The sequence below is a fragment of the Poseidonocella sp. HB161398 genome (genome assembly GCF_005870025.1).
In the GTDB taxonomy this organism is placed as follows: Bacteria; Pseudomonadota; Alphaproteobacteria; order Rhodobacterales; family Rhodobacteraceae; genus Mangrovicoccus.
The window spans coordinates 102493-115467 of sequence record NZ_VATA01000006.1 but is presented as its reverse complement, the minus strand read 5'-3'; the positions used below and the strand labels follow the sequence as shown (position 1 = coordinate 115467).

At 70.7% G+C, this 12975-nt stretch carries 8 protein-coding genes and 1 pseudogene; 2 read left to right on the top strand and 7 right to left on the bottom strand.

Features of this window, described 5'->3' with window-relative positions:
- The 7 genes and pseudogenes from FGX59_RS07145 to FGX59_RS39600 all read right to left on the bottom strand — a co-directional run.
- Positions 1 to 2229 (bottom strand): trehalase family glycosidase, encoded by a 2229-nt coding sequence (locus FGX59_RS07145; protein ID WP_138465841.1) that lies wholly within the window; start codon positions 2227 to 2229, stop codon positions 1 to 3.
- A complete protein-coding gene (locus tag FGX59_RS07140) occupies positions 2226 to 4730 on the bottom strand; it encodes a carbohydrate-binding protein (RefSeq protein ID WP_138465840.1) in 2505 nt (834 codons plus the stop codon). Before FGX59_RS07140 ends, FGX59_RS07145 begins: the two co-directional genes overlap by 4 nt.
- Positions 4731 to 6446: 1716 nt before the next feature.
- Positions 6447 to 7565 carry a helix-turn-helix domain-containing protein gene (locus FGX59_RS07130; protein WP_138465838.1) on the bottom strand — a complete coding sequence of 373 codons (1119 nt, stop codon included), beginning with the start codon at positions 7563 to 7565 and terminating at the stop codon, positions 6447 to 6449.
- 225 nt (positions 7566 to 7790) lie between these two features.
- Positions 7791 to 8759 carry a plasmid partitioning protein RepB gene (gene repB, locus FGX59_RS07125; protein WP_138465837.1) on the bottom strand — a complete coding sequence of 323 codons (969 nt, stop codon included), beginning with the start codon at positions 8757 to 8759 and terminating at the stop codon, positions 7791 to 7793.
- On the bottom strand, positions 8759 to 9982 hold the full coding sequence (gene repA, locus FGX59_RS07120) for a plasmid partitioning protein RepA (RefSeq protein WP_171060548.1): 1224 nt from the start codon (positions 9980 to 9982) through the stop codon (positions 8759 to 8761). The genes repB and repA overlap by 1 nt, the downstream gene beginning before the upstream one ends.
- Before the next feature lie 423 nt (positions 9983 to 10405).
- Positions 10406 to 10666: an ethanolamine ammonia-lyase light chain EutC gene (locus FGX59_RS39605; RefSeq protein ID WP_370295855.1), complete on the bottom strand. Its 261-nt coding sequence runs from the start codon at positions 10664 to 10666 to the stop codon at positions 10406 to 10408.
- Between the two features lie 129 nt (positions 10667 to 10795).
- Positions 10796 to 11568: pseudogene (locus tag FGX59_RS39600) on the bottom strand (ethanolamine permease); the annotation flags it as partial.
- Between the two features lie 635 nt (positions 11569 to 12203).
- Here FGX59_RS39600 and FGX59_RS07105 point away from each other — a divergent pair.
- Positions 12204 to 12389: a hypothetical protein gene (locus FGX59_RS07105; RefSeq protein WP_138465833.1), complete on the top strand. Its 186-nt coding sequence runs from the start codon at positions 12204 to 12206 to the stop codon at positions 12387 to 12389.
- Between the two features lie 83 nt (positions 12390 to 12472).
- Positions 12473 to 12943, top strand: coding sequence for a helix-turn-helix domain-containing protein (locus FGX59_RS07100; protein ID WP_206078303.1), 471 nt, complete (start codon positions 12473 to 12475; stop codon positions 12941 to 12943).
- Positions 12944 to 12975 lie beyond the last annotated feature (32 nt).

Sequence of the window (12975 nt, the reverse complement as noted above, 5' to 3'; positions counted from 1 at the left end):
TCAGCCCGCCTCCGGCAGCATCCAGATATCGAGCCGCTGCCAGTCCGCCGAAGGCGGCAGCTTGACCGCGGCCATCCCGCCCGGCGCGGGCTCCAGAACGGCCCCGCCGCAGCGGATCTGCACCAGCCGCGCCGCCGCCACGCCGGGCAGCTCCAGCCGCGCCCCGGTCTGCGAGGGCGAGACCTGGCAGCCCAGATGCCCCGCCCCGATCCGCAGCTGCCGCAGCCGGCCCGGATGATCGGTGCGCAGCACCGCGCCCTGCGGCCCCTCGAGGCTCAGCCAGCCCGCCTCGCGCCGCACCACCGCGGGCCCGATCGGGGTCTCCAGCGGGCCCAGCTCCGCCTCTGCGCCGTTCGACAGGGTCCAGCCCTCCCAGGGCGAGATCCCGCAGATCTCCTCCACCCCGATCATCGGCAGCAGCGCCGCCCAGGTGTAGAACGGATCGGCATCGCCCTGGTCGAGCGCCTCGCCGGTTTCGGCATTGAAATTCTCGCCCGCCACCCGGTCCTGCCAGTTGCGCATGAAAAGATCGCGGCTCTGCGCCGCCAGGCGCGCGGCCGCCTCGTCCTGCCCGGCGCGGCAGAGCCCCATCCAGACCAGGAAGTTGACATTGGGCCAGACGCGCCCGCGCCAGTAGACATTCTCGCCATAGGCCGCCTCTGAGCGCGCCGCGTTGGGCAGCGGGAAGGGCGTGCCGAAAAGCTGCGGATCCGCCAGATGCGCCAGCAGATGCGCGGTCTGCCCGGCATCGGCGGCGCCGCAGAGCAGCGGATAGAAGGCCGTCGGCGCCAGCGCCCGGACGAAGCCGCCGGCAAGGTGGCGGTTGGCGAAGATCTTCCGCTCGGGATCCCAGAGCCGCTCGCGGATGGCCGCGCGATGCGCCTCCGCCAGCGCGGCCATCTCGCCGGCAATGGCGGTCTCGCCCAGCTCGGCGGCGATCAGGCCCAGCATCTCGGCATCGAGCGCGACGGCGCAGTTCAGCCCCAGATCCCAGGTGGCGAGGCAGCCGGTCGCGGGGTCGATCTGCGCCTCGTCATGGGTCGCGGAATTGTCCATCCCGGTCTCGTTGCGGGCGGCGAAATGGGTGCCCTTGTAGAGCGCCGTGCCGACATCCGAGCTGCCGCAGGAGACAAGCCCCGTGCCCTGCGGATCGCGCATCGCGCGCCACCAGCGCTGATGGCGCAGGAGCGTGCCGAATTGCGCGGCGAGCCCCGCCCGGTCGCCCGAACGCTGGTAGATCATCCAGGCGATCAGCCCGCCCAGCGGCGGCTGGCTGCGGTCCGTCCAGGCGTCATGCGAGGACACGAGCGCGGCGAGATTGCCCTGCGGCGTGGCGATGCCGAGGGCGATGGCGAGGTTCTCGCGCGCCAGCTCCGGGTCGAGCACCGCGGCCAGCAGCGCGGCATAGGCCTGGTCATTGGCGAAGACGGCATAGTCGCCGAGATTCCACACCCGCGAGACGGTGGTATAGCGGCGGCGGTTGGCGGCATCCCAGACGGTGTTCCAGCCGAGGATGTCGCGGATCGCGTCGAGCCCGCCCTCCCCTGCCCCGGCCTGGCGCGGACGCAGAGGCAGAGGCAGAGGCGCCGGGTCGAGCCCGGCGCGGGCCTGTTCCAGCGCCAGCCCGGGCGCATCGGCGACAGCGGCGCACCAGCGGCCCTCTGGCATCATGTCGAGATTGAAGCGCAGCCCCAGCACCGGCGCGGCCTCCGCCCGCGTGGCGAGGCTGAAATAGCCGTTCGCCTCCAGATCCGCGGCAAGCGCCGCGACGCTGTCATGGCCCGAGACGAGGATCGGCGGCGCGGCCGTGACGATCGCCGCCCAGCGGCTGCCGCAGCGGATCATCACCGCCTGCGCCGCCGCATCGTAGCGCAGCTCGTCCGCCGCCTCCGCCGAGACGGCGAGCGTCAGCCAGAAGCGCGCGCCCCATTCGCCCGCCTTGCGCCGCTGCCAGCCGCCGCGCTGCACGAAGGGCCCGGCCGGATCGAGCGAGAGGGCGAGCCGCGTCCCGGCCAGCTCCGTCTCCAGCTCCGCCCGGCAGGTGCCGAGCCCGTGCGGCCCCAGGCGGACCGGATCGCGGCGCGGCGCGATCTGCGACACCGCCCGCGCCCGCGTCGAATAGAGCAGCGGCGCGATGCGGATCCCCAGCGGCTGGAACACTGCCTCGGCCGGGCGCTCCGACCAGGTGTACCACTGGACATCGGGCGGCAGGGTCGGGGTCAGGGTCATGGCAGATCCTCGGTCAGCAGGCGGGGCGGGCGGGTCAGCCCGGACGGGTCGGGGCAGGCGCCGCCGAAGGACGTGCCCGCGAGAAAGCGGTTGGCGGCAGTATTGGCAACCGCGATCTGCAGCCGGTGGCGCCCGGCGCCGACCCGGCCGAGCGGCAGGCGGAAGGGCGGATGCCAGACCCGGCCGGCCACTGCGCCGTCCAGCCGCACCTCCGCCCAGCAGGCGAGCCCGGGCAGCTCCAGTACCAGGGTCAGGGCGCGCTCCAGCGCGAACTCCGTCTCGTAGAGCCCGGTCCCCGACCAGTCCGGATCGCCCTGCGCTTCCCAGCCGCGATCGACCCGCACCGGCCGTGCCGCGCCGCTGGTCCGCAGGCGCCAGCCCTCGGCCAGCTCCGCGGCCAGCCGCAGCGGCGGCGCGGCCCCCAGCCGGGCGCGCGGGGTCGCCGCCGCCGCCTCGCGCAGCTCCAGGCACAGAAGCTCCTGCGGCGCGAGATGCAGATCGACCGCCTGCGCCTCCACCGACGCGCCGCCCGCCCGGCAGAGGAGACCGCTGCCCAGCCGCAGCACCGTCGCCGCCTGCGCCTCGCTGTCATTGAAGACCGCCAGCCGCCACCAGCCCGCGGCATCGCGCCCGGCCAGGCGGTGGCGCAGCCCCGGCACCGGGTCGAGCACCGGCCCGCCCTCCGGAAGCCCCGCCAGCTCCGGCGCGCCGCGCAGCACCGGCAGCCCCGCCGCCTCCAGCGCCGCGATCCGCGCCGCGCTCGCCGGATCGGCGAAGGCCGTCACCGCGGGCAGCACCAGCGCCGCCAGCTCCGTGCCGTCGATCCGGGCCCCCTGCCCCGCGTCCTCGATCCGCGCCAGCCCGGCCTCGTCGAGGATCCGCGGCGGCTGCCCGGCCGCGCAGAGCGCCTCGCACCAGGCGCCGAACCGGGCCGCATGCGCATGCCGCGGCCCTTCGCGCAATGCCGTCTCGTAGGGATAGAGCACCGCCACCTGCCGCTCCGGCGCCGCGCCCTCGAGGAACGCCGCCAGCTGCGCCGCCTCCGCCGCAATCGCGCCCATTGCCGGCCACCAGGGCTGCAGGTTGTAGCCCGGCGGGAAATCGAAGCGCAGATTGCCCAGCGGCTCCGGCCGCGCATCGCCCGCCTCCGCGAAGAGCGCATGCAGGATCACCCGCGACGCGCCCAGAAGATGCAGCCGCAGGAGCTGCGCGCGCAGTGCGGCGGGTGTCATCTCCCACTGGCCGGTGGCGCGGGCCTCGTTCCGCGTGGACGTTACGTAAAGCTCGACCTCGCAGCCCTGCCGGCCAGCCGCCTGCGCCACGCTCTGCCCCAGCACGGGGGCAAGCTGCGGCACCAGGTTGTTCGCGTCGACCGCGGTCACGTCGCGGAACCGGTCGGTGCCGAAGAAATCCGCCCCCAGAGAGACCCGCGGATCGATGCTGCGGAAGCCGCCATTCAGCTCGAAACTGCCGATATGCGGCAGGATCTCGTGGCCCGACAGCGCCAGCCCGTGCCGGTCGCAGAACCGCCGCAGCGCGCCGAGGAACCCGTCCTGCATCCGCGCCGTCACCTCGCGGTAGACGAAGCTGCGCGTCGCGCCGGTCCCGGGCCCGCAATCGTCCAGAAGCTGCGCGAGCTGCGGCGCCACCCTGCCGCGCGCTTCGAGCGCCCTGCGCAGCCCGCCGCTCCAGGGCAGGCTGTTGCCCAGATTGCCCGCCCGCTCCGCCCAGTCATAGAGCCCGGGTGCCGGCTGATCGAAGAACACCCGGTCGAGCGTGCCCGGCATCAGCGGCCCCAGCGCGCGGGCGAAGGGCGCCAGCCCGACCTCGACGAAGCGCTCCCCCGCCTCGGGCAGCAGATAGTTGACGATCCGCGAATTGACGGCGCGCGCGGCGGCGAAAAGCGTCCAGGCGGCGCCCGCCGGCAGGTCGGCGCCAAGCTCCGCCTCGACGCCCTCCTCCCCGGCCCGGATGATCCGCACCTCGTCCGTAACGTCGCGCAGCCCGCCATCGGCCAGATGCATCACCGCCCCGGCGATTTCCCAACCGCCCCAGCGCGGCACGCCGCCCTCGTGGATCCAGTGCCGCGCCGCCGGACCGAGGCTCGCCCCCAGCGTCGCGCGGATGCCGCTGACCGCGGCGCGGCGGCCCCCGGCGCGCGCCCAGAAGAGATGCCGCTCGCGCAGATGGTCCGCGCCCTCGACGCTGCGCCCGCCGGCCTGGCCGCTGGTCCAGGCATAGTCGTCATAGAGCCCGGCGCGCAGCCCGGCCTCCGCCATGATGCCGACCGCCCTTGCATAGGCATCGAGGAAGGCGGGCGACAGATAGAGCTCCCGCGGCATGGACAGCCGCGCCTGGATGTAGATCCGCCCGAAGCCCGCCGCGCGGAACTCCGCGAGCTGGCGGCGCATCTCGGCCTCGTCCGGCAGGCCGGACCAGAACCAGTAGGCGTCGAGCCGTGTGCCGCCATCCGGCATCGGGAGGGTTGTCTGGCTTGGCATTGTGTCCGAGCGCGGGGGGCTGATCCGCCCTCCGGTTCTAGCCGCCACCGTGCCCCCTGTCAGCAGAAAGTTGGCACACTAACAAGTTTTCCGCCCCGCTCTGTCTCGCGTTGCGATGTCCTGCCGTGTTTCCGGGGTGGTGCCGCGACGGCGCTTTTTGGCGTTTCTGCCGAGGATCTCCGCCGCCTCCTGCCGCTCTGCGCTATGTCCGGTAATCTTCCGGAACCGCGGGCTGCAGGATCGTCGCGCAAGAACCGCTGATCCGGCTGCTGCGCGTGTCTCCACCCTATCCGTTTCCCGCTATGAAGGCGACCGGAAAGAGCGTCTCTTCCCTGCGGCAAGACCGGCATTGGCACAGATTTGCCACGGCCTCTGCTCCCCTGCCCGCCCTTCGAAGCAGGATCGGCGGAGGGCTCCCGCAGCGCTGCTTCTTGCCAGAGAAGCCTCCGGAAGAAGCCGACGCAGCGCATATTCCAGGCCCTTTGATGGATCGTCTCTCCGGGCTCCCGGCCACGCGGTCCCCGAGACCGGCAGGTCGGCAGGTCGGCAGGTCGGCAGGTCGGCAGGTCGGCAGGTCGGCAGGTCGGCAGGTCGGCAGGTCGGCAGGTCGGCAGGTCGGCAGGTCGGCAGCGACCAGTTTCACCGCCCTTGACAATCCGCAACCCCATTCTCCGCACAAGTGTCAGCCGCGCGCCAAGGGAGCCTCTTTCCCGCGGACAAGGCCCCGAAGGCAACCGCCCAACCGGCCATGTCCCAACCGTCTCCCCGAAGACGAGCAGGCCATCCCCCTGCCCGCTCGCGTCTCGCCACTCCGGCCATGCACCTTATGGCACCCACGAAGACCGGAGCCATCCCTTTCCTGTCGGGCTGCTCGCTCAGGCAGCATCCGCCGCATCCCGTCGCCGTATGCCCCTCCCAAGCAACCTCCCTACCCCTAGCGTACTCCGCCAACGCCACCGTGCGATCCAGTCCCGCGCCGGGCTCGACCCGGCGCCTCTTCCTCACGCCCGGGCCGACCTCGACGCTTGATGCGGTGCCGTCGTGTCCCCCGGAGGTCCGGATCAATCCGAGCCCAGGAGCACCAAAACAGCGCCGCGAACCAATTGCGCTCAAGATCCCGCGGGTGCGATGGCCGACGTCGAGGCCAAGCCCGGCAAATGGAACGCAACAGATCGCCCGGTTCCAATTGGCGTGAAGATCGGACCCCGAAGCATGCGACGCCGGAAATCCCTCGCTACCGTCCGGCCGCGACACAGGCCGCAGGATGCCTATCCTTTGCGGAGCTTCGGTTTCCGGAGCGGCCAAGACGGCCGGAATGCCTGATCGGATGCGCCGTCTGTCTGCGGCAGAGCCACGTGGAGTCCAGCATTAGATATGGCCTCCAGGAACAGCGCAGTCTTAGACGACTGGTCGAAGGACGCCAAATTTCAAGGCAGCACCGGTCGGCAATGTCGCTCGCTCGGCACGTCCACTCGAAGGACGCTGCCCCGCGCTCTGCCTTTCCCGGCGTCCTGTCAGGCACAATTCCCATTCTCTGAGTCGGCGCCTCGGGCGGCGCCCAAGGCATGCCGTTGCGGCGGTACTGGTCGCGTCTCGACCCGACGGAAGAACAGCAGTCACCATGGCCTATGACCGCGGTCATGTCCGCATCGGCCAAGTTATGACCGCGGTCATATTCTCATGCCGGAGCGACAGTCATGAACCGAGCCGCCATAGTCACGGCGTACACGCCCGGTCCAACGAACGGAGGCGCAAGCCTCCGCGGTTATGACCGCGGTCATATTGCCTGCCGTTTCGCGCCGATCCGCGTTCCGGTCCATCGTAATTCGCCAGCATCGATCGCAGATAGGCGGCGGGGTTGTCGATCCTGGAAAGACGGCCAAGAAGCATCTCCAGCAGTCTAAGCATGTCCGGGATCGGGATCCGCGCTAAGGCCTCCACCGCGCTGGATCCCTTCACTCCAAGAAAACCAAGAAAATCCAGAATCCGCCGCAGGAGGTCATCGCGGTCACGAAGAGGGTCGGGGAAATAGGCGGCTAATCGCGGTGACGCCTGCCAGAGCTTCCAGATGTCGGATTCTCGCGCGGGCTTTATAGTTTCTTTTTCTGGGGACTCTTTGGAACGGACAGAGTGTCCGGCAATGGCGGCCTGTCTGTCCGGCTGCGGCGCGGGGTCGGACGTTGCCTGCTCCAGTCCGGCTTCGGCGGCATCGAGCTGGCGCTCGGCTGCGGCGAGCTCGCAGAGGCTGGCGCGGGCGCGGCGGCAGAGGCGCTGGAGGGCGTCGAGACAGGGCAGGGCGGCCTCGGCTCCCTCGCGGCGGAGCGCCGATAGGCGGGCGCTGATCCGGCTGCGCAGGGCGCGGCGGCGGGCGTCCTCCTCGGCCAGGCGGGTGCGGATCTCCTCCAGCTCCGCGGCGCGCAGGAAGAGCGGGCGCAGGTCGATCCCGTAGGCGTCGACGATCTGTCCGCGGCCATCGCGGACCGGGTAGCGGCGGCCGTTGCCGGAGAGCTTGCGCGTCACCAGGCCGATCTCGGCCAGGCGGGCCTCGCCGCGGCGGAAGCGGCGCTCGTCCATGCAATTGGCGCGCTCCAGCAGCCCGCCGATCTCGGCATAGGACATCAAGAGCTGGTTGGCGCGGACCGGGCCCTTGGGCAGGACGCTGAGATGGGCGGCCAGGACGGCGATCTCGCGTTCGCCCAGTCCGAGCGCGCGGGAGGTGTCCTTGACCAGTTGCAGAACCTGCCAGCGGTCCAGGATGAACGCGCCGGGGCGGGGGGCCGGAGACAAAGGATCTCCGTGCCCGGACGGAAGATCCGCCGGGATAACCTGTGTCATTCCTCAATCAGACGGCAAAACTTCCCCGTTCACCGAAATCCGGTGTTGCCTTGGATTCGCTTTTTCGGGTACCAAGAGGATGCTACAAATCTCGGAAGCCCTTCGGAGCCTCGGCTTTGAGGGGTTTTCTTTTGCCTGCTGTCTGCTCCTTCTCTCGTTTCGGTTGGGTCCCGGCGCTCTGATGGCGCCGCTGCTCGGGACCGGTGGATTGCCCCCGGAGGGGCGTCAGTCGCCCTCGGTCTCCCCGGGCGCGCTGTCGTAGAACTGGTGCAGGAGGCCCGGCAGGCAGGCCTCCACGAAATCAAGGAATTCCGCGGGCACCGCCTCGCCGGTCTGGATCACCAGGCGGCGGCCCTTGCGGGTGGTGCTGAGCGGTTTCGACATGTCCTTCGGCGCCGGGTCGCGCCGCGGCTTCTCCGCTTTCGGGGCGGGGGCAGGGGCGGCGTCTTCCATCTGGCCGAGAAACGCCTCGAATCGCTCGGCGCTATCGGCGATGCCCGCGGGCACCTCGGAGGCCAGTGCGGCCGCCGCGCGGCCGTCGGCGCGGACCAGGGTCAGAAGGCGGTCCCATTTGCGCCGTCCGATGCCGCGGGCCGGGCCGATCGCCAGCACCAGATCCTCGCCCAGGCCGGTATAGATCGACTTCATCCGCGAGATCATCGTCTGGTCGACGCCGAGGAATTTCTCCACCTGCGTCTGCGAGAACCCGGCTTCGAGCGCCGACAGGATGGTGCGCGCGCGCTCGATGAAGGACGTCTCAAGCCTTGCGTTGTTCTCGACCCCCTGGGCGACGAAGGCCTCTTCGTCGGACATCGGCCGGACGAAGGCCTGGATCGTGCCGCGGCCCAGATCGCGCATCGCCTGCAGGCGGCGGCGGCCGGTGACGATCTCGTAGCGCTCCGAGCCGGGCTTCGGCCGGACCAGGATGGGGATCTGCTGGCCGTCCTCCTCGAGGCTGCGTTTCAGCGTGTCGAGATTCTCGGTCAGGTCGATCCGGTCGCGGATCGGCGAGGGGTCGATCAGCTCCAGCGCCAGGTTGCGGTACATCCGGTCCTCGGCCGCGGCCGAGCGGGCGGCGGTGTCGAGGCTGGCGGCGCCCTTGGCGAACATCGGGGCCCGGCGCGCAGCGGTTGCGGGCTTGTCCTCGCCGCCGCCGGTGGCGGTCGGAAAGGCCTGTCTGGGACGGCGGACCATCAGCTATCCTCCCGTTCAAAGGGCGTGCGGTTCCAGGCGCGCAGGATCTCGGCATCGACCTCGTCGGCGATGCCCGACAGCGAATCGAAGATCCGGTCGTAGGTCTTGCGGTGGAAGCTGCCGGGATCGAGTTCCAGCAGCGGATTCATGGTGTTGCCCGCATCCGCGATGGCGGTCGAGCTGACGAAGTCGTGCTTCAGCATCGCGCCGCCCAGATGGCTGCGCAGGAAGGAGCTGAGCTGCAGCTGTGCCGGATCGGAGGCGGAATAGCGGGTCAGCACGAAGCGGATGAAGTCGTAGCGCTTGTCCTGGTGCTGCTCGACGACCTGCATGGTGGAGGCGGCGAGTTCCAGGAATTTCGCCAGCGAGACCACGTCGAGCATCCCTGCCGAAAGCGGGATCAGCATGCCGGTGGCGGCGAAGACCGCCGAGATGACCGCAAAGGACATGTGCGGCGGCGTGTCGAAGAGGACGAGGTCGTAATAGTCGTCGACGAGGTCGAGCGCATCGGTGATGCGGCGGTGGAAGGGCGTGCCGTCGCCGTTCTGCCGGAAGGAGGCCGAGGTCTCGTACTCGAATTCCGTCATCGCCATCGAGCCCGGGACGATATCGATGTTTGGCACGTAAGTGGCTTGAATCGCGTCAGTAATCGGGATCGGACCCTCGCCGGTGGCCGGGTCGGCATAGCGCAGGACGTCATAGACGGAGGGCTGGCCGTCGAGGTCGGCCTGGATGTCGAACATGTCCGAGAAGCTGGCCTGCGGGTCGAGGTCGACCGCGAGGATGCGGTAGCCGCGCAGCGCCAGGAACTGCGCCAGGTTCACCGAGAGCGAGGTCTTGGAGACGCCGCCCTTGAGGTTGTAGACCACCAGCCGCGCCTGCTTGTCGCCTTGCTGGCGGCGGGGGTAGCGCTCCGGCCCGATCTTGCCCTCGCGGTAGAGGACTTCCTGGATCTGGTTGATCTCCTCGGCGGAGAAGAACTTGCGGTTGCCGGATTCCAGCGTGCCGGCCGGCATGCCCTCGAAGGCATTGAGATACTGGCGCAGCGAATTGTACTTCACTTTCAGCGCATGGCTGACCTCGCGCACGGAGAACGGGCGCAGCGGCTTGTCGGATTTCCGCTGGTCCGGCGCATAAAGCAGTTCGCGCTGCTGCGAGAGCGCGGTATCGATGATCGAGCTGAAGGACATCAGCTGTTCGGAGGCCAGGATTCCGGCTGACATGTCTGCCTCTAAGATTCTCTTTTGCCTTTCCATATCACGTTTTCCCCCCAGATCTATAGTTTGCTGACATGAACGCGCTCGGCGGACAGAACCGGCGAATGCCGAGATCGGGGCTCTGGCCGCGACATGGCGCTGCGGACCGGGCGCGGTGCACCCGCCGGAGGGCGGTTTGCGCCATGTTTCGCAGGGCGGCGCGGCGATGTCGGGATGGTGCGCGCGGGTGGCGCCGGACCGCCGGGCGGGCCGGGATCCGTGGCGAAATTGCCGCGCCGCCGCGGGCCTGAGCGGCGCCTGCCGCGAGGGCGGGGGCGCCGGAGAGGGAATCGGCGGCGCTTTTCCGGGGTTTATCGGACGTGCGGGCCGCGGGGAGGGGACGGCGCCAGATCCGCGAATGACGCCGGAGAAGCGCCGTCCCGTACCGGGTCAGGGGGCCGGGGGCAGGGCGCCGGCCGGGGCGAGGGTGTCGGTCTCGTCCTTCAGCGCCACGCCGGAGAGGCCGCGGGGCAGGGATTCGCAACTCAGGAACAAGAGCTTGTGCGTCTCTGCGTCATAGGGGAGCCCGGCAGGGCGGATATTCGAGACGCAGATGCGGCGTTCGTCGGTCAGTCCGGGCCGGGGGGCGTAGGTCAGGCAGGCGCCGAGGCTGTCGGGCGAACTGAGCCCGGGCCGGTCGCCGATCAGCATCAGCATCAGCCGCGGGAGGGCGACCGGACGTAGTTCCCGGCCGCGGGCGGCGACGGCCCGAAGGAGCGCAGCGAGAAGCGGCGCGGCATTGGCGGCGACCGCGGTGGCCGAGAGCCTGTCGCCGGTGAAGCGCATCGCCTGCGGCAGCGGGGCGTTGATACTGGCCAGCGCCGTCCAGTCGCCCGCGCCGCCGGCGAAGACCGTCACGCCGAGCGCCAGCGCCGCCAGCGTCAGGATGCCGAAGAGAAGGGCCCGCGGGACCCAACGCTTGGGGGCCCATATCTTCGGCGGCCATGGCCACGTCCTCGATGGCGAGGAAGACGCGGATCGCGAAGGGAATCGCGGCGAAGATGCCCGAGACCGCGGTGATCGAGACCGCGTCCGCGCCCATCCAGCCGCCTGCGGTGAAATTCGCCCGGGAGAAGCCCGGCGCGACGACGCCCATGAAGACCAGCTCGAAGGTCGCGGCGAGCGACACGCCGAGGATGCTGAGCGCCATGAGGATCACGCAGGCGCCGACCGCCGCGGTCTTGGGATCGAGCCCGGGGAACTGGATGTCCAGGTGGGCGCCATCGCCAGCGTGATCGCGGGCGGCGCGAAGAGGAATTCGATCAGCGTCGCCATGCCGGCGAAATAGGCGCCGGTCCCGCCCAGCCCTGCGCGGGCATGGGCGAAGGGGCCGCCGGCATGCGGGATCGAGGTGGCGAGCTCGGTGAAGCTGAAGATGAAGGTGGTGCACATCGGCGCGACGAAGCCCGCGGTGCCGAGGAAGCCCAGCGTGCCGGCCGTGCCCCAGCCGTCCAGCCGAAATGCTCGCCCGGGATCACGAGGCCGGCGGCGATGCCGCAGAGCTGGACGGTGCCGCGCGACTTGCTCAGCTGGTGATGCTGTGTCGAGGACATCTGCGTTCCTCGCCGCTGCCTGTGCGCGGAACCGGTCGGACCCGCCGCGCCGGGTACTGGGCGGGCAACAGCACCGGCAGGCGGCAAAGCACGTCCGGGCAAACCTGCCTTGGCGGCGGGATTGCCCGGACGTGCTTTGCCGCCTGCCCATGTGCCATGCGGCCGTTCGCGGTTCTGGACCAGTAATCGGAACGCGTCCCGCGTCCTGGCGGAGACCCCGCCGCACGTCCAGCCTGCCGGACCGGATCCGGCGCTGCGGGAGACTCCGTCCGACCCGACCAGAGCGCGCTGCCCATGCCACCGGAGCTGCCATCCCGGGACCCGCCGCTGACGCGGTTCAGCCGCACCTCGGATATCGAGGCGCCGTCGGCGCTGCTCGAGGGCTGGACCCAGAGCTGCAGCCAGCTTTCGGGCGGGGCGTTCCCGGGCGAGCTGGCCGGCGCCCATCTCTTCCGCGAAGTAGCCAGCCATTCCCTGCTGCAGGCGGGCCAGCTCGGCGAGGGCATGGTCGCGGTCGGCCTGCTGCTGGCGATCCGCGGCGCGGCGAGCTTCTGCGGCGCGCGCTGCGGCGGCAGCCGGCTGCATCTGTTCCCGGGCGCCACGGGTTCGAGGTCCACACGCCCGAAGGGCTCGACATGGCGGTCGCGGTGGTCCCGCGGCGGCTGCTGGCCACCGGGGTCGGCGGGGCGGACATGGCGCGGCTGGGACGGGCGCAGCTTCTGGGGGTGGAGGCGGAGGCCCTTGCCGGGCTGCGCCAGGTGCTGGCGGAGCTGCTTGGCGGGCACGCTGTCGCCCGGGCAGATGGCGGCGCTTTCGGGTGAACTGGCGCAGCTGCCTGCTGGCCGAGCCGACCGGGGCGGCGGCTGCGCCCGAGGGCGGCCGGGCCGGCACGCTGCGGCGGCGCATGGAAGTGATCGCCGCGGTGGAGCTGGCCGATGGCGAGGAGGAGCGGAATATCGAGCTCCCCTGCCAGCGGATCGGCATCAGCCGCCGCACGCTGCAATGCGCCTGCGAGGAAGAGCTGGGCTCGCGCCCGGCCGCCTGTATCCGCGCACTGCGGCTGAGCCGCGGCGGGGCGAACGTCACCGATGCGGCGACGGGCTCGGGCTTCTGGCATTTCCGCCGCGTCGCGAAGGACGATGCCGGGCTCTTCGGCGAGCGTCCCCCGGAGACGATGCGCGGCCTCGCCGGGCGGCGCGGGGGATCCCCGGCGGGGCCGGTCCCGCCCGCATTTCCCATGTCCGGAAAAGGCCGTGAACGGGGCGCGCCGCGCCGCGGATGCTGCGCTGCGACGAAATCGGCTTTCGCAGTTGCAGCACCGGAATCCAACGGTTTTTTCCGCCTGCGTTTCACGATGTCGACTCGCATGCGATAATGGCAATTTTTCTTGATCCGCGGGGGGCGTCT

Coding starts and splice junctions, on each gene's coding strand:
- repB (WP_138465837.1), bottom strand. CDS start 8,759: ATGGTCCGCCGTCCCAGACAGGCCTTTCCGACCGCCACCGGCGGCGGC.
- FGX59_RS39605 (WP_370295855.1), bottom strand. CDS start 10,666: ATGCTGATCGGCGACCGGCCCGGGCTCAGTTCGCCCGACAGCCTCGGC.
- repA (WP_171060548.1), bottom strand. CDS start 9,982: ATGTCAGCCGGAATCCTGGCCTCCGAACAGCTGATGTCCTTCAGCTCG.
- FGX59_RS07145 (WP_138465841.1), bottom strand. CDS start 2,229: ATGACCCTGACCCCGACCCTGCCGCCCGATGTCCAGTGGTACACCTGG.
- FGX59_RS07140 (WP_138465840.1), bottom strand. CDS start 4,730: ATGCCAAGCCAGACAACCCTCCCGATGCCGGATGGCGGCACACGGCTC.
- FGX59_RS07100 (WP_206078303.1), top strand. CDS start 12,473: ATGGAAGTGATCGCCGCGGTGGAGCTGGCCGATGGCGAGGAGGAGCGG.
- FGX59_RS07105 (WP_138465833.1), top strand. CDS start 12,204: ATGGCGGTCGCGGTGGTCCCGCGGCGGCTGCTGGCCACCGGGGTCGGC.
- FGX59_RS07130 (WP_138465838.1), bottom strand. CDS start 7,565: ATGACACAGGTTATCCCGGCGGATCTTCCGTCCGGGCACGGAGATCCT.